This window comes from Spirosoma endbachense, from assembly GCF_010233585.1.
Taxonomy (GTDB): domain Bacteria; phylum Bacteroidota; class Bacteroidia; order Cytophagales; family Spirosomataceae; genus Spirosoma; species Spirosoma endbachense.
Map to the genome: position 1 here is coordinate 2,460,813 of NZ_CP045997.1, position 17,820 is coordinate 2,478,632.

Consider the following 17,820-nt stretch of genomic DNA (forward strand, 5'->3'; position numbering starts at 1 on the left):
ATGCCTATCTTTCAGGTAACAAAATCCTTTCCTAAAGCAGAGCGTTATTCGTTAATAGACCAGCTCATACGAAGCTCGAAAGCTGTCTCTGTCTGTTTAGCATTAGGTAAATGTTATCGAAAACGGCAATACCTAGTTTAAACCTATAAGGCTTCAAAAACCTTATAGGTTTGTAATCACTGGCATGCAGCTAAATAAAAGAGAATGAGCACACTATTATTTCAGATGCCAACTGAAGACGGCCTATTACTTTCCCGGTCGTTTCATAAACCACGGCCGGGTTTGCTCCAATTGACCGGCTAATCGAAATAAAGTAGCTTCGTCACCAAGTTTGGCGGCAAACATGACCCCGATTGGCAACCCATCGGGCGACCAGTGCAGTGGTACTGACATCGACGGCTGGCCTGTCATGTTTGTTATAACCGTGAACGAAATGTAGCCTAACGATCGCTCGGCCAGTTCCTCAACCATTTTGCTGCCCTTCAGGTATTTCAATGCACCCAGCGAATCGGCCAGCTTGAGTACCCGTTGCTCTGATGCGGTATTCTGAAAGGTACCGATCGCAATGGGCGGTCGCGGCAAAGTCGGTGTCAGGAATAGATCATAGGTTTCGTGTAATTGCCCCATACTGCGATTGAGGGTATTCCAGCGTCGTTTCTGGTAAGCAGCATCGGCTGCCGAGAACCCTTCCGCCAGCCGATGCTGCGCCCACGTATTCAACTCAACATCATCGCGTCGAACCGGGCGGCCAAGGTAGTTTCCTAACTCGCGCAGCGTAGCAGCGGTTTCGCTCAGTATGTTCGCAAAAAATGCCTCCGTTATAATTGTTTTTTCGTAGGGCAAAGGCACTTCTTCAACTGTATGGCCCAGGCTTTCCAATAATCGGGCTGCTTCCTGAACGGCTTTTACACATTCGGGGTCAACTGGCTGCGACGCAATCAGGGTTTGCGTCGAGAAGGCAATTCTAAGCGGCCCCGGTTCGCGCCCTACTTCTTCCAGGAAAGGCCGCTCGGGTGGAGCAATGCCATACGGATCGCCAGAAAATGGTCGATACGCAGGTCCGCCAGCCACAACGTCCAGTAATCCGGCACTATCCCGAACGCTGCGCGTTACTGAATGCCCAATTACTGCACCATTCCATAGTTCTCCAAAGCGCGGCCCCAGTGTGACACGCCCCCGCGAAGGTTTCAGGCCGAACAAACCACAACATGAAGCTGGAATCCGAATTGACCCGCCCCCATCGGAAGCCGTAGCCGCCGGTACAATGCCAGCGGCTACGGCCACTGCCGAACCACCACTCGACCCCCCCGGCGAGTGCGTTGGTTTCCACGGATTTCGGGCCGGGCCATACAGTTTCGATTCGGTGTAGGGTGTCAGGCCAAATTCGGGTGTATTGGTTTTACCGAACAAGACTAAACCAGCTTCTTTTAGCCGCCGGACAACTTCACTATCAATTGTAGACACAAAATTCTGGTAGCCTCTGGACCCCAGCTTCATAGGCGTTCCGGCCCAATCGAACTCCAGATCTTTCAGCAAAAATGGAACTCCCCGAAATGGTCCCGATTCAGGCAACTGCGCTGCCATTTCGCGCCCTTTCTCGTATAAAGGAGTGACAATAGCGTTAAGTTGCGGATTAACCTCTTCGGCACGCGCAATAGCCGTTTCGAGCAGTTCAGCGGGCGTCACTTCGCCAGACCGGACGAGTTCGGCAAGGGCAGTTGCATCGTATTTAACGTACTCGTCAAACGCAAGAACAGGAGTTGATGAGGTTTGCATGTCAGGTTCAGGAAACAAGTAGGTGGTTTTGCTCTTTGACAATGGGCTACTTAGCCACAACATTTTTACCTAACTTTTCTTTGGGAATCAGTCCCTCATGCGGCAGTTCAGTAAGCAATCCGCCACACCAGCGCGCCCGTTGCTGGCCAGCCGCCCAATCATCCAGTTCCAAAAGACGGATACCGCCAACTGAATCAGGGCCAGGTTCTTCATAGGTTATGGCTAGCCCAACCCAGTGCAGATATTCATTGAGTTTCGATTCGAGTGGCTGGTTTCCAAAAATACATAAGTCGTAATACCAGTCCAGCGATTCGCCCGCTACCGACTCGGTAACAGCGCGGTAGTCATCCAGTGTATAGCCGATAAATGGTTTTCCAAAACGTTGCCACATGATTCGCATCACATCATCCAGCGAACGAGCGTGGTCGGTCACTTTCCGAATGTGTAAATCCAGGATTAAGGCCGAAATAGCTCCTTTATGATACACCGAGACCTTGCGGTCAGGCACCCCTTTATCGTAACCGTCCAGCCACAGATCCCACGATGACTCGACCAGCGACTGAAAGGCCCGGCCATTGTTTTCAAAGTGTCGTTTGAACAACACCTGTAGCTCTTTTAAGTACGCTTCATCATCAAAAACTCCGGACTGGCGCAGCATTAAATCACCATAGTAGGTAGTCACACCTTCAGCCACAAAGCAGGTCTGAAAGTAATTTTCCTTCGTGAAATCATACGGGAACAGTTCAATCGGGCGAATCCGAATGATATTCCAGGCATGAAACAATTCGTGCGACGACACGCCCAGCAGGTCCTGATACAATCCTTCGCCTTCGTCGTTAGGGCCGAGCACGAGCACGGTCGAGTTCCGATGTTCGACGCCGTGATAGTACGGTGTCGGTAAAACAAGCGTCAGAAAATGGTAATCACGTTCGGGGAATTCACCATAAAGCGCTAGCTGCTTCTCCGAAAAACGGCTAAAATCAGCCACGATCCGATCGGCATTGAACGTTGGATCGCCATCTGTTCGACGACCACCCTGAATCCAGACATGAAACGAAATGCCTTTCACCTGGTATTGCACATGCTGTATGACGGGTGCAGCGATCAGCGGGCAATCGACCAGTTCGTAGAAATCAGACGCCTGTAATGTTTTTGCATTTACCTGTTCTAATCCACAAGCCACCATCCAGCCGTCTGGAATAGCTAGTTCGAGTGTACACGGCTCGTTGATCCAGCCTTCGGCATACAGACAAAGATTTACCGGATTAACATAGAGCAGTGTATCGCTGATAAAACTACTACCAGCATTTAGCAGATTAGGCGTTGGCAGTAGCGAATAATAATTATACCGGGCTATCAGTTCGGTAGCTCCCCTGGTTTCAACAAGCCATCGATCCTTCGTGATTTTCCGAAATGGCAACGGTTGTCCGTTTTGATCGACAATCTCGAAACGCTGAATATTTTTGGCAAAATGCTGCAATTCATATCGTCCGGGTCGCCAGGCAGGCAGTTGCAACTCAATTTCCGACTGATTTTGACTGTGCGTCAGATGGGCTTCAACGGCGATGTAATGGGGTATAACAGGATCAGCAGACAGGCGATAATGCATTGGCGAGTGTGTAGTTGGTCGTTTAGGTCAGTCGTAAATGGCGGCCTGGATAAGTATGATAAATGGCAATTGTACCTTATCCTGATAACCAATTTACCACAATTACCCAATTAACCACTTCCCTAATCAGTAACTCGCTTAAAGTTAAAACGTTTTTCAAAAAACAGGCTTGGTAAACTGCCTCTATTCTCCTATCTTTGCGGACTCATTTGGAAAACAAGGGTTTTAGGGAAGATATATCATGAAAAGAACGTACCAACCATCGAACCGGAAGCGGAAAAACAAGCATGGCTTCCGCGAGCGGATGTCAACCGCCAATGGCCGTAAGGTGTTGGCCGCCCGCCGGGCAAAAGGTCGTCACAAACTAACCGTTTCTGACGAGAAAAAAGGCGAACGCTTTAAAATTTAATAGTCTTCAATCTACAGCCAGCTGATGCATAAATGGCTGTAGACTGAAAACTACAAACTGAACTATGCAGCAAACCTTTACCAAATCGGAGCGGCTTTGCAGCAAAAAAGTTCTGGGTGAGTTATTTAAAAAGGGTAGTACGACCGGGTCAAGTCAGACTGTACGGACGTTCTACCTTTTTCCGTTTCGGGTTCTTTATCTGCCCCAACCCGAAGCCCCGTTAATCGATGAGCCCGCCTTGCCAGCCATCGTCATCACGGTTCCCAAACGAACCTTTAAACGCGCCGTTGACCGCAACCTCATCCGTCGGCGCGTTCGCGAGGCTTACCGGCTAAACAAGCATCTTTTTAAGGCCGATCAACCTTCACCTGCTTCCATTGCTTTTTTGTATACGGCTAAGCAGATAATTTCGTTTGAAGAAATAGAAAAAGGCATGAAATTGGCTTTTAAGAAAATGTAACCCGAACGGTTCGCCTGGCAGCCACCCATGAACTTCCCCCTTTCCAAACTCCGCTGGATTGTTTTATTCGTTGGGCTGGCTCTAGCAGTGATTGGCCTGGAGATAACTATTGCGCAATCGACTGCATTTGGCCAACGGTCCGACTGGATAGCAATGGGAGTTATTGTCGATATGGCTGTGGGCATTCCGGCACTTTACTACTTCCTGATCATACGCCGATTAACGATTCCGGTTCGCAGTCTGCTCGGTATTGTTGGCCTATCGCTAACCCTGACGGCCTTTATCCTTCCCACAAATCACCAGCAATTGGTCGGATCATTGCGCTGGACACTCGTGATTCTTGAGGTTGGGTTTCTGGGTTACACCCTTATTCGTATCGATCAGATTATCCGGCATTACAGGCAGTTGACTACAAAGACTGTCGATTTTACCACGAATCTCCTTAAAAGTCTCGATGTAACGCTGGGGCATTCCCGATTTAATCGTATTTTGGTAAGCGAACTGTCATTGCTACGCTATGGCCTGGCTGGTTGGCTGGTTCCTGTTGAAAAAGCGGAATCTGATGTGGCCTTCACATCGCATCAGAAATCGGGTCAGGCTGCGTTAACGGTCGGGCTTGTTCTGATCGGTTTAATCGAAACGCTGGTCGTACATCTGCTGGTAAATCGATGGAATCCAACAATAGCCTGGTTTGCAACGGTAGCAGGTTTTTATGGTCTTTTATTTTTCGTGGCCGATCTGATGGCAACCATCAAACGGCCAGTGTTGGTACAAGCTAACCGAATCGTGCTTCGATTTGGCCTTCGGGGATACGGTGTAATTGATCGCCAAAACGTTGAACGGATAAGGGCGATAAATAATAAACCGGAGCGCAACGCCAACACCATGAATGGCGCGTTCCTTACGGTTCCGAATGTGCTTATTACCGTACAGGAACCCGTACCGATGAGAGGACCGATGGGCATTCAACGATCCGTAAGTCGAATTGCCTTATTTATTGATGACAAAGAGAAATTTATTCACGAATTGACGGCCTGAACTGGCTTCCTAATGCCCGATGGTTATGAAAAAACAGTGGAAATCCCTTGCCCTGGCTGGTGCGCTGGCCGGAAGTTTATCGCTGGTTGCGATGAAAACCGACGACCGTTTCTTCGAGATCGCGCGCAACCTCGACATATACGCTACCCTGTTCAAAGAACTGAACATGTATTATGTTGATGAGATAAACCCGAACCGAATGGTCAAAACCAGCATCGACGCTATGCTGAAGGCGCTCGATCCGTATACAAACTTCTTTGCCGAAGACGAAATCGAGGACTACATGACCATGACTACGGGTCGTTATAATGGTATTGGTGCTTTGATTGGCCAGCGGCAGAATAAGAGTATTGTGCTCATGGTTTATGAAGGAACTCCGGCCGAAAAATCAGGGCTACAAATCGGTGATGAGATTCTGAAGATCGATGGTGTGGACATAAAAACCCGCAAAGATACCGATACAGGTAAGCTCCTGAAAGGCCAGACAAATACGAACGTTAAACTGACAGTTCAGCGCTACGGACAAAAAGGTCCGCTTGACCTGACCGTTAGCCGCGACGTTGTGAAAATGACCAACGTGCCTTACTACGGCATGATCTCCGAGGATGTTGGCTATATTGATCTCAAGGATTTTACGGCAACGGCTTCGCGTGAAGTCCGTACTGCTTTTCAGGAATTGAAGGGAAAGGGAATGAAAAAGCTCGTTCTCGATGTTCGTGAAAATCCGGGTGGGTTGCTGAACATGGCCATCGACATCTGCAATATTTTTATTCCGAAAGACTCGGAAGTTGTTACAACCAAAGGAAAAGTAACGGAATGGAACAAGACCTACACGGCTCTAAATCCGCCTTTAGATCTCGAAATTCCAATCGTTGTGCTTACAAACAGCCATAGCGCATCAGCGGCCGAGATTGTATCGGGCGTCATTCAGGACTACGACCGGGGCGTCCTGATCGGTCAGCGTACGTATGGCAAAGGCCTGGTGCAAACCACTCGTGAGCTTTCGTTCAACACGAAACTTAAGATTACAACAGCCAAGTATTACATCCCGAGCGGACGCTGCATTCAGGCCATCGATTACAGTCACCGCAATCCTGACGGCAGCGTTGGCAAAATACCTGATTCGCTCAAAACGGCCTTCAAAACCAAAGCCGGACGCGTTGTATACGACGGTGGTGGCGTTTTACCCGATGTCGTGATCGAAGCCCAGACACCAACGCCAATTGCGCTGAGCCTGACGAACAAGGGGTTGATTTTCGATTATGCCGTAAAATACCGTCATGAGCATCCGACCATTAAACCCGCCCGCGAATTTCACCTGACCGATGCTGAATACCAGGACTTTGTCAAATGGGCCAGCAATCAAGAGTACGATTATACGACGCAGGTTGAAAAAGATTTAGGTACGCTGGAGGCATCGGCCAAGAAAGAAAAATACTTCGATCAGATTCAGGATCAGCTAAAAGCCCTGAAAACAAAAGTTTCGCACAGCAAAGACGCCGATATGATGACCTTCAAAACCGAAGTCCAGACCTTACTGGAGCAGGAAATTGCGGGGCATTACTACCTTCAGAAAGGTCTTAAAGAAGCATCCTTTGCTACCGACCCCGAACTAAAAGCAGCGCTCGATCTCTTTAAAGACATGGGTCGGTATACATCGACACTAAAAGGAGCCAAATAATAATTCATCCATAATGAAGCGTGTAACGCGAAGACCAAAAGCCTGACTGGTATTAATCTTCACGTTACACGCTTCATTATTCTTTGCTATGCTTATTCTCTCTCTTGATACGTCTACGGCGGCCTGTTCGGTAGCGTTGCACAAGGATGGTACGCTAGTAGGCTGTTACGAGCTTTTTACGGAACGTACATCGGCCGCTATGCTCACGACACTGATTGACAATGTCGTACAACACAGCGGTTTTACGCTAAGCCAACTAGACGCTATTGCGGTTGCTAAAGGGCCTGGGTCCTATACTGGCTTGCGCATTGGTGTTTCAACCGCCAAGGGACTTTGCTTTGCGCTGGACAAACCGCTCCTGGCCATTAACACGCTGGCTGGCATGGCTGAACAGGTTCGGGCACATTATCCGGCGAATTACCTCCTCTGCCCCATGATCGATGCTCGTCGGATGGAGGTTTACTGTGCGTTGTTTGAGGCCTCTGGTCAGGAGATAAGCCCGACTTCGGCACAGATCATCGATGAACAGTCATTCAGCAACTGGCTGGCAAAAAATACGGTTGTGTTTTTTGGCGATGGAGCCGAAAAATGCCGGGCAATACTTGGTCATACTCCTACCGCCATTTTCCCGGAGCAGCTAATTATTCCTTCCGCCCGGACAATCGGCAAACTAGCTACGGTTGCCTTCGAGACCGGGAAGTTCGAGGATGTTGTCACTTTCGAACCTTTTTATTTGAAAGATTTTATGACAAATAAGCCGAAAAAGGCCATTCTTTAAACCAGGTATTCGTTAGATAACCTGAAGTTAATTCATGATTGAAGTCAATTTTGTGGGAATCTGACGTTTTTCTCCTTATTTCGCCCCGGCAACCGTCCCCATTCCGCTCTCGTGCAGATTATCGTTGATGTTGGCAATACCGACGCTGTTTTCGGACTTTACAATCAGACTGGCTGGCAAAACATCTGGCGAACTCCCGCCCGACGCGATGAATCAGCGGCTTCCTATGAGGCACGGCTACGCTTATGGCTGCTGGAAGCCAATGTATTGCTAAGTTCTATTCAGACCACCGTTCTTAGTAGTGTAGTTCCCGATTTAACACCAACAATCAGGACTATGTTGGCCGAATTGTTTGGGTTAGAGCCCATTGTGGTTGGTCCGGGTATATATCCCCTACTACCTCTTGAGATTTTGAGGCCCCACGAAATAGGAGCCGATTTAGTAGCCAATGCCTTGGCTGCCTATATGCGCTATCACCAAAACTGTGTTGTGGTAGATTTCGGCACGGCACTGACTTTCACGACTGTTTCAGGTGAGGGAAAGATCATTGGTGTGGCCATTGCTCCGGGGCTTAAAACCGCCATCCGGTCCTTATTTGCCAATACGGCCCAGCTACCGGAAGTCCCAATCGAAGTGCCATCATCGGCACTTGGCACCAGCACCACACATGCCATCCAGGCGGGTGTCGTACTGGGTTACGAAGGCCTTGTTCGCTCGTTACTTGAACGCATTCGGGCCGAGCTTAATGGCGACTGTATGGCCGTTGCCACTGGCGGATTATCGGGCCGCATTCCGTCATTACGCGATGCCTTCGCCGATATTGTTCCTTCTTTAACCCTTGATGGTGTGCGCCTGATTGGCGAAACAGTGACGGATTCAATCAAATAAGCAGCTATTTTAAGGAATGAATACAACCAGCGGCATTTACCACTGGAATGGGTTATTCATGGCTTTATCTGCTTACGGGCAGTTATTATCAAAAAAAATTATGTACGTCACGCCATTCTACAACTTTGTTAAACAACAAAATTTCCTTCTAATATCCAGCTGTTTGCATCTAAAATAAGTTGTTTTTAGAAATGCTGGCAAATATAATATAATTCAAAAAATACAAAAAAATAATCAATTAATACCATTGGATAACTATTGCTAGTAAATCGCTTTCTATACCTCCAATTTCCCATTCACTAACGGTCAGATTCGATAGAATTATCCGGGTCATGACAACGAGTGACTATGAAAAAGGGTATACTTTTAACAATCATTTGGTTAAGCTTTGTGGGAGGCAAAGCAATGGCTAAAACGCTGTGGAATCGTGGCGAATTATCACTGGCTAATGGGACCGTTCTGACAGGAGATCTAAGTTATAATTGGAAGGCAGAAATTGTCCAGTATCAGGAAGGAAATACAATCAAGGCTTTCTCGGCTTTTCAAGTCAAGGAATTCAAGTATTTTGATACTCAGTTTAACGTTCTGCGTAAATTTATAGCAGTCGATTATCCCTTAAAGCAGTCGTTCAAGAGGGTTCTGTTTCTGGAGGAATTCGGGATTGGACCCATGATGATCTACCGTCGATTGCGTCATGCTCATGATCCGATTAAAATTGGTAACCCAAGTGCTTTCGGAGTAGATGATCAGACGATTAAACGGCTCGATAACTTCACGTACTATATTTTTGAAGGGGATAAAATAACGAATCTGGACGACTTCGCTCAAACGTTGTGGCCCCGCATGAAAACCGAATTTTCGGATGAGCTTACTCACTATTCCGAGACACTGCACATGGATATGGGCTCTACCCTTGCCCGCTTGCTGCTCATTACTCAATATAACCAATTGAAAGTTCGTGCTGGCCACGTAACTCAATTACAGTTAGAGTCCCATTCCGAGTCAGTTAGCCTCTAATGAGGCAAAGGTTATTCTCTTTTTTACCTTATTAATATCTGATGTTACGCCACCTTTTGGATGGCTGGTTTAATTTTGAGTATGCAGACAACCCTCGACCTCTATACTGACTACTTACTTAGTAGTTTTGGCCAGACTACCGCGACTGGCTTGTCACGGCTGACCGTGGTTAGAATCAACAGATTCTTTTTTTATAGTTTCCATAATGAACGAGAAGACATGAAGCCAAAAAGGTAGTGCTTTTTCCTTAAGTTGACAGCATTGGCCGGGCCGCCGATGCGGTTTCAAAAACATTATAGGTTTAAGTTGGCCGAGTCCTAGTCTGAACGGCTCTACTTTTTTGCATTCAGGACCTGATTGGCCGTAACCGTCATGGGCGTAAAGGCGTATAAACGACTAATAAGCGGTCTTAATCTGCTTGCCAGTTTCACAAGTAACTCATAATTAGACGGATAGTCGAATGTATTTTTACCTGTAGCTGACCATATTTGCTGAAAATCGTTGTCAGATAAAGCTAATTTTTTTTGCACATAGGAACGGGTTTCTGCCAGTTCACGCTCTGATGCAAACGGTTGTTGCAATTGGGCCAGCGCTTCATCGCGCGTGATTGCCTGACTCAATACCTGCGCCGATAGATTAATTTTACGTTTGTCGATACCAAATTTACGCGGCAACCAATAGGCCATCGAAAATTTGGTAAACAGGTTTTCATGATGATGACCACCATAATCCTGCCAGTCATACAGCCTGATCATCAGCTGTTTGGCATCCTGTTTTTTATAGTTCAGGTAATAATAAGGCCGGATGTCTTTGATGCCTTTTATCAACCCGGCATAGACCATTTTGGGCAATGTGAGCATGGGGTACGTCTTTAGCCGAACACCCGACCCAAACCGTTTGTGAATGAATCGTAATTGTCGGGCGTCGGCATAGGTCCATTCTTTAGGTTGTTTGCCTTCTGAACGAAAATCATTTCCGCGAAGAATATACTGAATGCCTACAGCCTGAGCTACTTTATACATGGTCGCTTTGATTGCCAGATCGGTTGGCGTATCGATCCAGGGCATCCCTGCTTTCATATAAGCCCGGAGTAAATCCTGGACCTCTTCGTAGTTGATGACATAGGTTTCAAGATCGATGCCAAGCGTTGTAGTTACCTTATAGATATTCTGAACGGCAATCTGGCTGTTGAAGCCATTGTCTAAATTGACAGCTAATGGTCGCAGCCCATACTGGCCGGCAATGTGCAGCAAATAGGAACTATCGACCCCACCACTAACGCCTACAACACAGTCATATCGACTGTTTTTACCCGCTTTTTTCATGGCTAAAACCAGTGCGTTCCAATCAGCTAAGCCCTTCTCCCCTCTCGGATAGTTGGCCATCATCGTTTCCTGAAGTTTACAGTAATTCGATACGCCGTTTTCGTCAAACGAAATACCCGGAATGCTCTCGTCCCAAACACCTTTCGTACAAACTCTCATGCCTGACTAAACAGATTTACCAACTCGTGATTTTTGGGATAATTTACCAGAACACCTTTTCGGGGGCCGTGATACACAAAAAGCGAACCGGCCGCTACTGCCGATGCATGAGCTTCACTGACGGCGGATTTAAAGTCGGTTAACTGCCCGGCTCCACCCGCAGCAACTACCGGTATACTTACAGCCGCCGATAAGGCATTGATCAGAGGCAGATTGTAGCCCTGCATCATGCCGTCATGTTCAATTGAAGTAACTAACAACTCTCCGGCTCCATTAGCTTCCATCTGTTGCGCCCAGGCAACTGGGTCAAGACCGGTAGCCCGGCTTCCTCCAAGCGTATACACCTGCTGTTTACCCCAGAATTTTTTCTTTATGTCGATGGAGACGACAATGGTCGAACTACCAAACTCGTCGGAAGCCGCCCGGATAAAAGCAGGATTATTGACGGCAAAGGAATTAATGACTACTTTTTCCGCACCAGCGTTGATGCATTCTTTTATCTGTTGAATGGTCTGAATTCCTCCCCCGACAGCAAAAGGCATATTGGCTTCATCGCCCACCTCCCGCACAAACCCCAGATCGATGCTACGGCCTTCCTTTGTCGCCAGAATATCAAGTAAGACCAGTTCATCGGCTTTCAGGTCATTAAATAGTTTGACTGCATTGATCGGATCGCCAAGGTAATTGTAGTTGGTAAATTTGACAGACTTAACCAAACCCTTGTTTTTAAGCAACAGCAGCGGAATGACGCGAGGTCTGAACATAGCCTATAGGTCAATAAAATTAGCAATCATCTGCGCGCCCCAGTCGTGGCTTTTTTCGGGATGAAACTGCGTACCGTAGATATTTCCTTTCTGAATGACCGACGCGAACGGATAATCGTAAGTTGACATTGCTACTACGTCTTCTGCCTGCTTACAAACCATGTGGTATGAATGAACGAAGTAGAACATCGCCTGCGTCGGCATGTTAGCAAACAAACCGGAAGGTTTCGCTATCTCTGTCGTGTTCCAGCCCATATGAGGCACCTTGTGAGTCAGTTTGTTCTGAACATTGAAACGAACTACGTCGGCATCGAACCAGTTAAGCCCCTCTGCGTTTCCCTCCTGACTAAAACTTGCCATCAATTGCATGCCAAGACAGATACCCAGAATAGGCGTTTGGTTTACCAGTACCTCCTGATTCAACGTCTCCCAGATACCCGACTCTTTCAATTTTTTGACCCCATTCGCAAAATGACCAACGCCGGGCAGAACTAATTTTCCTGCTCCTGAAATGGCACTACTAATTGATGCAATGCGAACGTTAGCGTTCAATTGCTCAAACTTCTTCTGTACTGACCGCAGGTTGCCCATGCCATAGTCAATGATAACAATATCCGTTTGTTTACTCATCTAAGTTGCTGATAAACGCCCCTCACCTGTTTGGCAATCAGTTGTTTGTCGAATTGTTGAATATGACCTCTCGATACAACTGGGGCGGTATTGCTCAAAACAAGGCGAATTTTTTCGGCTACATCAGCCGAATCATACGACGTGATATGACAGCCGGGTATGTCGCCCATTACCAGCCGAACATCGCCAACGTCGGTTGAGACAACCGGGCAATTGCAGGCGAGGGCTTCTTTCACAAACTGCGGAGACCCTTCAGAATAGGAAGTCATAAGGGCTAAATCAACGGCTGAGAGCAACAAAGCCACTAGTTTACGGGTATAGTTTTTCAGTTCAAGCAGTTCGATCGTTTCGTCATGAAGCAGCCGAAGAGCAGCTTTTGCAAGCGGATAGTTTTTGACCGTTATATCGAAGCTTGATGAAAATAAAATATAGCGTTTATTCAACGAAAGCCCCAGCTGTTCGCGGCTCTGTTGTTTGGGACGTGGCCTGAACAAAGCGAAATCGACACCACAGGGGATAACAGACCGTTTGGCTTTTCCGGCATAAATGGCTTTTTCAACCAGCCGGTGACTAATATAGATCGTTCGACGGCTCAACATTTCTACCAGCAACGACACCCCTCGGAGGAGTGGTACGTTTATATCTGACCCGTGAAAAGTGGTAACTACCGGCACCTGCCGCTGCAAATTAGCCAACAGGCCCGACAAGGCTACGTGTGCATGAACGCAATGGTAAGCCTGGCTCTTTAGCTGATCTGACAGGTTTTTCAGGCAGGATAAATACCCGGTTAGCCCTTTTCCTCTGATGAAAAAAAAATCAAACTGGAGCGTGCTGTCCAACTGTTTCAGCGCTTCCACCTGGTCGTAGATAAATGCCTGGTGCAGTTGGAAATCGAAATTTGGTGCATTACCACTGCACACAATCAGGATTCGCATACCCACGCTATGACCGACCCGCTATTTTGAACCAGTTCCAGCCGATGACGACAAGTACTATAAACACCAGATAGGGCAGGTAATATTTTTTATTATTCTGGTTCATCTGCGAAATTCCATAGGCCGAAAAGATCAGTAAGAACGGAATCAGTGGTAAGTGAAATCGCTCCGACAACGCAAAGCCGCTAGAAGCCAGTACAAAAATATAAGAGGCTGTAAAGGCCAATAGTAATACATGTTCCCGAAGTTTTTTGCGTTTGTAGAGAGCCAACAGCGCCATAAACACAAAGAAGGCATACACATTTCGGGTAAAATAAGCTCCTGCCATCATCATGGCATTCGGCTGATCCGGAATATTAATGAGGGTCGGAAAAGGAGCCATAATCATAAAGGGAAGGAATACGCTCCGGGAACCATAAACGGCCAGTTTATTAGTCTGGCCTTTGTCCCTGTGAATTGCATAGTTCTTCATTTGATTGGCCTGGTTCTTGTTTCTTAGCCTTAGGTATAAATTAACGTTATCGACCAGTGGGGTCGTTGTTAGGAAGAAAATACCGCCTATCAACATAACGATAAGCCCTATACGCTTCCCCAAAGCTGAAACACGCTGGGAAGTAAACAATGCCGCCAGCATAATCGAAGAGATCAGACAGACCGCCAAAACCGTTCGAAAAAAGAAAAGAACAGCACCAATTAGCCCCAGCCAGATGATGGCAGTAAGGGTCAGTTTACGCGAACGAAGAATTTTGTCGGCTAAGTAGATAAAACAGACAACAAGAAAAACCATTTCTGTTTCTTTCAGATGCAAGCCACAGTAATAAATCAAATTAGGAACCAGCATGGTCATTATGCCAGCTATTCGACCGGTGGATTCGCCAAAATTATTTCGGGCGATCTTGTACGTAAACAGGCATATATAGGTACCGAGTACAACTTTGATCAGGCGAGGTATCAATATATTGTCGCCGAAAACGGAATAGATCAGAGCTAAATAAACAGGATAGCCCATATCGGAGTAGTTCTTACCAATGTAAATTCTGTATTGCTCCAACTTTCCATCCTGCACTAAACCAAGAAGCCACATCGCTTCTCCATGATACCCTTTGGAGTCGCCTGCTTCGAATTCGAACGGCACTCCCGACATGGCCGTATAAAAGAAAAAACTAAATAGAACCCAGGCAATTCGAATCCAGAATGAAGTCCAGAACAATTTCTTTTCAAAACGCTTATCAGCGATTTTGTTCCATTGTTTAGTTAGTGAGTTCAGAAAATAGAAGAAACAAATGACTTCCAGAAAGCCAAACAAAATCCACAATGCGGGGAGCATTCTGCTAAAAAATAATATAGAGCAGAGTATGAACACCCCCAAAAAAGCAACAATACTTTTTTGCGTAAAAAATCTGGGTATATACGATAAAGGCAGGGCAATCATTTTGGGTGGAGTCATTTACGGGACAAAAGAGATCGCTTTAGGTTGACCAGTTTGTCAGTGATGGTTGGGCCAATAATCTTTTGAAAGATATACTTTTTGAGCTTGCTCCCCACGGGTTGCCAGGATCCTTCAAAATGATGGATACAATACGTGTTCTGGCTGATTGTGATTAACCCGGAGCGCGATTTCGGGCAGAAATAATCTTTAGGGAAAATATGGATACAGCCTTTATAGATCTGGTAGCTATTTTTCAGCATAAAACCATTGGCGGCCATGCTACCCGAAATTATCTCTACGTTGGTCGTCATATCATACGAACCATCAGGCCGCAGGAAGTGCCTGCCTGCATAGTAACGTAGCTGCTCACTGGTCCATTCATTATGCTGTTCGCTCGCCATGATGCCTGTAGGAATCTCATGGTCACTTTCAAAACCGGAGAAGGCGGGCAAATGCAAGAGGTCATCCAGGCTTTTCAGCACTTCAACATCGGTGTCAAGGTAGACGCCACCGAACTGATGAAGCGCGTATAAACGGACGTAATCGGTAACAAATGCGAATTTTCGGGCCAGGTAGGCTTCTTTCACGTAAGGCACACTATTGATATCGAACGAATCTTCGTTCCAGAGTCGTAGCTCATAATTGGGCAGAAACTGTTTCCAGGAGTTAATGCATCGGTCGGCCATTGCCGGCATTTTCCCCCTGCCGAACCAACAGTAATGAATTACTTTAGGAATCATTTCAGCTTATCGAGCATCTTAATACGAGAATTCCTTAACAAGCTAACTGACCATCTGTGCCAGAAAATCAACAATTCGTTCTGACGCATGGCCGTCGCCATATGGGTTATGCGCACTCGTCATCTTTCGGTATTCGTTGTCATTGTTAAGCAATTCCCGAACGCTGGAAACAATACATTGGGCATTGGCACCGACAAGCCTTACGGTTCCAGCCTCGACAGCTTCCGGTCGTTCAGTTGTGTCACGCATGACCAATACCGGTTTCCCCAGTCCAGGTGCTTCTTCCTGAATACCGCCACTATCGGTCAACAATAAGTAGGACTCCTTCATCAAATACACAAAAGGTAAGTAGGACAAAGGCGGTATCAGGAAAATGTTGTGATTGGCCGATTCGCGAAGCAGTTCCCTGACTGGAACCTGAACATTGGGGTTCAAATGAACAGGATACACAAAGTCAACGGCTGGGTAGGCTTCTGCCAATGTCTTCAATGCCTGACAAATCTCTATGAAACCGTCGCCAAAGTTCTCCCGGCGGTGTCCCGTAATCAGAATCAATCGTCTGTTTTTGGTAAGCCTGCCAGGGTTGTATCCGGCTTCACATAGTTGAGCATCCAGGTCATGTTTCATCGAAGCGCTGGCACTGATCTTTTCAACCGCTAACTGCAAAGCGTCTATTACGGTGTTACCCGTGATCTGAATGCAATTTGCCTTTACTTTTTCCGCAAGTAGATTTTCCTGAGCCAGTCGTGTTGGTGCGAAATGGAAGGTAGCTAGCTGAGTCGTCAGTCGGCGGTTCATTTCTTCGGGCCAGGGACTATATCGGTTGTAGGTCCGTAGGCCTGCTTCAACGTGGCCGATAGCTATTTTTTGATAAAAAGCGGCTAACGAAACCGACAGGGCAGTAACCGTATCGCCGTGAACAAGCACAATATCTGGATCAGACTGCTGCAACACCTCCCGCATTCCGATCAATATTCGAGAGGTTACATCATACAGGTCCTGTTGATGTTGCATGATCTTCAGGTCATAATCGGTCTTGATGTCGAATAATGTCAATACCTGGTCGAGCATTTCGCGGTGCTGCCCGGTAGTGCATACCGAAACGTCGAATCGATCTGAATGCTTTTGGAATGTTTTTACCAAAGGGGCCATTTTTATGGCTTCAGGACGTGTGCCAAAAACAAGCAGTATTTTTTTCTTCAAAGTATTGTTACCGAGCGTGAACGTAGCGATAAAAACGCCGAAGCAACATCTGCTTCAAATAGGAACCGTATTGTTTCGCCCGAAAATAGACGTTGATCATTGGCCGTGGCCATTGATAGACAAATCGATAAAATAGCGGCTGGGCACTCAGATCAACACGACTCAAAATTGCCCGAACCTCTTCCGGATACCAGTCGTTGAGCCGATAAGCCACTAATGATCTGACGCGCAGGCCATCCAGTAGCGTTTTTAAGTTGGGTTGAGTCTGCTCCTGATCGGCTAAATGACTGATATTGAATGTAACATGCTCTGTTTTGGTCCAGAACTTGTCGGTACCGAGTGCCCGATTGGTCGTTTCCGCATCCTGATTCGAGTTGGCCAGGAATTTATTGACATAGCCAACTTTGTGGGTTAATGCGATCCGAATCCACAAATCGAGGTCTTCGCCAAATTTAAGGTGTTCGTTGAAGCCTTTTTCCTCCTCAAAAACCGTTTTTTTTACAACGACAAACGAGCAATTCAGCGGAACCCAGAATGTTCGGGCATAGACCTCAAAATAGTTGATATAACCCATTTCGAAACCAGCCTCAACCCCAACCTGAGCGGGCGTATTCACTCCATTTTTTACGACGAAGTAATTGGAGCCATACAGTCCCGCTTCTGAGAATTGGGTAATCAGGGCTTTCATTTCTTCCAGAAATCGCTCGTGCCACCAATCGTCGGCATCAAGAAAGGCAACGTACTCGAACCGGGCGTGTTTGACGCCGTTGTTACGGGTAATGGAAACGCCTTTGTTCGATTGATTGATAAGTTTAAGTCGATCGTCCGTAAATCGGGCTAATTTTTCGACACTGTTATCGGTCGATCCATCGTTGACCACGATCAGCTCGAAATCCGAAACGGTCTGGCGTAGAACGGATTCGACTGCTTTTTCGACGTAGCTGGCTTTATTGTAAAGTGGAATAACTACTGAGAACAT

The 17,820-nt window shown here is 46.8% G+C and carries 18 protein-coding genes; 8 read left to right on the top strand and 10 right to left on the bottom strand.

Going from position 1 to position 17,820, the window contains the following annotated elements; all coding sequences use genetic code 11:
• Nucleotides 1–141, top strand: coding sequence for a four helix bundle protein (locus GJR95_RS09595; protein WP_162385657.1), 141 nt, complete (start codon nt 1–3; stop codon nt 139–141).
• A gap of 105 nt (nt 142–246) precedes the next feature.
• Here the strand turns inward: GJR95_RS09595 and GJR95_RS09600 are convergent, their stop codons facing one another.
• Nucleotides 247–1,776 carry an amidase gene (locus tag GJR95_RS09600; protein ID WP_162385658.1) on the bottom strand — a complete coding sequence of 510 codons (1,530 nt, stop codon included), beginning with the start codon at nt 1,774–1,776 and terminating at the stop codon, nt 247–249.
• Nucleotides 1,777–1,822: 46 nt separating this feature from the next.
• On the bottom strand, nt 1,823–3,385 hold the full coding sequence (locus GJR95_RS09605; RefSeq protein ID WP_162385659.1) for a M61 family metallopeptidase: 1,563 nt from the start codon (nt 3,383–3,385) through the stop codon (nt 1,823–1,825).
• A gap of 241 nt (nt 3,386–3,626) precedes the next feature.
• On the opposite strand from GJR95_RS09605, the gene rpmH reads away from it, so the two are divergent.
• From rpmH to GJR95_RS09640, 7 genes are all read left to right on the top strand, one after another.
• Complete coding sequence (gene rpmH / locus GJR95_RS09610; protein WP_162385660.1) at nt 3,627–3,794, top strand: 50S ribosomal protein L34; 168 nt, start codon at nt 3,627–3,629, stop codon at nt 3,792–3,794.
• A gap of 64 nt (nt 3,795–3,858) precedes the next feature.
• On the top strand, nt 3,859–4,254 hold the full coding sequence (locus tag GJR95_RS09615) for a ribonuclease P protein component (RefSeq protein ID WP_162385661.1): 396 nt from the start codon (nt 3,859–3,861) through the stop codon (nt 4,252–4,254).
• Between the two features lie 27 nt (nt 4,255–4,281).
• Nucleotides 4,282–5,292 carry a hypothetical protein gene (locus GJR95_RS09620; protein ID WP_162385662.1) on the top strand — a complete coding sequence of 337 codons (1,011 nt, stop codon included), beginning with the start codon at nt 4,282–4,284 and terminating at the stop codon, nt 5,290–5,292.
• Between the two features lie 25 nt (nt 5,293–5,317).
• Nucleotides 5,318–6,973, top strand: a complete 1,656-nt coding sequence (locus tag GJR95_RS09625; RefSeq protein ID WP_162385663.1) for a S41 family peptidase — start codon at nt 5,318–5,320, stop codon at nt 6,971–6,973.
• Nucleotides 6,974–7,061: 88 nt separating this feature from the next.
• Nucleotides 7,062–7,751 (top strand): tRNA (adenosine(37)-N6)-threonylcarbamoyltransferase complex dimerization subunit type 1 TsaB, encoded by a 690-nt coding sequence (tsaB, locus tag GJR95_RS09630; protein WP_162385664.1) that lies wholly within the window; start codon nt 7,062–7,064, stop codon nt 7,749–7,751.
• A gap of 111 nt (nt 7,752–7,862) precedes the next feature.
• The gene (locus GJR95_RS09635) at nt 7,863–8,639 is read left to right on the top strand and encodes a type III pantothenate kinase (protein WP_162385665.1); all 777 of its coding nucleotides are present in this window, start codon (nt 7,863–7,865) and stop codon (nt 8,637–8,639) included.
• A 348-nt stretch (nt 8,640–8,987) separates the two neighbouring features.
• Entirely contained in the window at nt 8,988–9,656 is a 669-nt protein-coding gene (locus GJR95_RS09640; protein ID WP_162385666.1) for a hypothetical protein, read from the top strand.
• A gap of 332 nt (nt 9,657–9,988) precedes the next feature.
• On the opposite strand, the gene GJR95_RS09645 is transcribed toward GJR95_RS09640, so the two are convergent.
• The 8 genes from GJR95_RS09645 to GJR95_RS09680 all read right to left on the bottom strand — a co-directional run bounded on the left by GJR95_RS09645 (nt 9,989) and on the right by GJR95_RS09680 (nt 17,820).
• On the bottom strand, nt 9,989–11,140 hold the full coding sequence (locus GJR95_RS09645; protein WP_162385667.1) for an N-acetyl sugar amidotransferase: 1,152 nt from the start codon (nt 11,138–11,140) through the stop codon (nt 9,989–9,991).
• Nucleotides 11,137–11,904, bottom strand: coding sequence for an AglZ/HisF2 family acetamidino modification protein (locus GJR95_RS09650; RefSeq protein ID WP_162385668.1), 768 nt, complete (start codon nt 11,902–11,904; stop codon nt 11,137–11,139). The genes GJR95_RS09645 and GJR95_RS09650 overlap by 4 nt, the downstream gene beginning before the upstream one ends.
• A 3-nt stretch (nt 11,905–11,907) precedes the next feature.
• Nucleotides 11,908–12,534: an imidazole glycerol phosphate synthase subunit HisH gene (gene hisH, locus GJR95_RS09655; protein ID WP_162385669.1), complete on the bottom strand. Its 627-nt coding sequence runs from the start codon at nt 12,532–12,534 to the stop codon at nt 11,908–11,910.
• Nucleotides 12,531–13,469 (bottom strand): glycosyltransferase, encoded by a 939-nt coding sequence (locus GJR95_RS09660; RefSeq protein WP_162385670.1) that lies wholly within the window; start codon nt 13,467–13,469, stop codon nt 12,531–12,533. The genes hisH and GJR95_RS09660 overlap by 4 nt, the downstream gene beginning before the upstream one ends.
• 7 nt (nt 13,470–13,476) lie before the next feature.
• Nucleotides 13,477–14,796, bottom strand: coding sequence for a glycosyltransferase family 39 protein (locus GJR95_RS09665; RefSeq protein ID WP_162385671.1), 1,320 nt, complete (start codon nt 14,794–14,796; stop codon nt 13,477–13,479).
• A 116-nt stretch (nt 14,797–14,912) separates the two neighbouring features.
• Nucleotides 14,913–15,638: a glycosyltransferase family 32 protein gene (locus GJR95_RS09670; protein WP_162385672.1), complete on the bottom strand. Its 726-nt coding sequence runs from the start codon at nt 15,636–15,638 to the stop codon at nt 14,913–14,915.
• Nucleotides 15,639–15,680: 42 nt separating this feature from the next.
• A complete protein-coding gene (gene wecB, locus GJR95_RS09675; protein ID WP_162385673.1) occupies nt 15,681–16,841 on the bottom strand; it encodes a non-hydrolyzing UDP-N-acetylglucosamine 2-epimerase in 1,161 nt (386 codons plus the stop codon).
• 7 nt (nt 16,842–16,848) lie between these two features.
• Nucleotides 16,849–17,820, bottom strand: coding sequence for a glycosyltransferase family 2 protein (locus GJR95_RS09680; RefSeq protein WP_162385674.1), 972 nt, complete (start codon nt 17,818–17,820; stop codon nt 16,849–16,851).

Coding starts and splice junctions, on each gene's coding strand:
- GJR95_RS09605 (WP_162385659.1), bottom strand. CDS start 3,385: ATGCATTATCGCCTGTCTGCTGATCCTGTTATACCCCATTACATCGCC.
- GJR95_RS09670 (WP_162385672.1), bottom strand. CDS start 15,638: ATGATTCCTAAAGTAATTCATTACTGTTGGTTCGGCAGGGGGAAAATG.
- GJR95_RS09680 (WP_162385674.1), bottom strand. CDS start 17,820: ATGTTCTCAGTAGTTATTCCACTTTACAATAAAGCCAGCTACGTCGAA.
- tsaB (WP_162385664.1), top strand. CDS start 7,062: ATGCTTATTCTCTCTCTTGATACGTCTACGGCGGCCTGTTCGGTAGCG.
- hisH (WP_162385669.1), bottom strand. CDS start 12,534: ATGAGTAAACAAACGGATATTGTTATCATTGACTATGGCATGGGCAAC.
- GJR95_RS09645 (WP_162385667.1), bottom strand. CDS start 11,140: ATGAGAGTTTGTACGAAAGGTGTTTGGGACGAGAGCATTCCGGGTATT.
- GJR95_RS09595 (WP_162385657.1), top strand. CDS start 1: ATGCCTATCTTTCAGGTAACAAAATCCTTTCCTAAAGCAGAGCGTTAT.
- GJR95_RS09625 (WP_162385663.1), top strand. CDS start 5,318: ATGAAAAAACAGTGGAAATCCCTTGCCCTGGCTGGTGCGCTGGCCGGA.
- GJR95_RS09640 (WP_162385666.1), top strand. CDS start 8,988: ATGAAAAAGGGTATACTTTTAACAATCATTTGGTTAAGCTTTGTGGGA.
- GJR95_RS09660 (WP_162385670.1), bottom strand. CDS start 13,469: ATGCGAATCCTGATTGTGTGCAGTGGTAATGCACCAAATTTCGATTTC.
- GJR95_RS09650 (WP_162385668.1), bottom strand. CDS start 11,904: ATGTTCAGACCTCGCGTCATTCCGCTGCTGTTGCTTAAAAACAAGGGT.
- rpmH (WP_162385660.1), top strand. CDS start 3,627: ATGAAAAGAACGTACCAACCATCGAACCGGAAGCGGAAAAACAAGCAT.
- GJR95_RS09620 (WP_162385662.1), top strand. CDS start 4,282: ATGAACTTCCCCCTTTCCAAACTCCGCTGGATTGTTTTATTCGTTGGG.
- GJR95_RS09600 (WP_162385658.1), bottom strand. CDS start 1,776: ATGCAAACCTCATCAACTCCTGTTCTTGCGTTTGACGAGTACGTTAAA.
- GJR95_RS09665 (WP_162385671.1), bottom strand. CDS start 14,796: ATGCTCCCCGCATTGTGGATTTTGTTTGGCTTTCTGGAAGTCATTTGT.
- GJR95_RS09615 (WP_162385661.1), top strand. CDS start 3,859: ATGCAGCAAACCTTTACCAAATCGGAGCGGCTTTGCAGCAAAAAAGTT.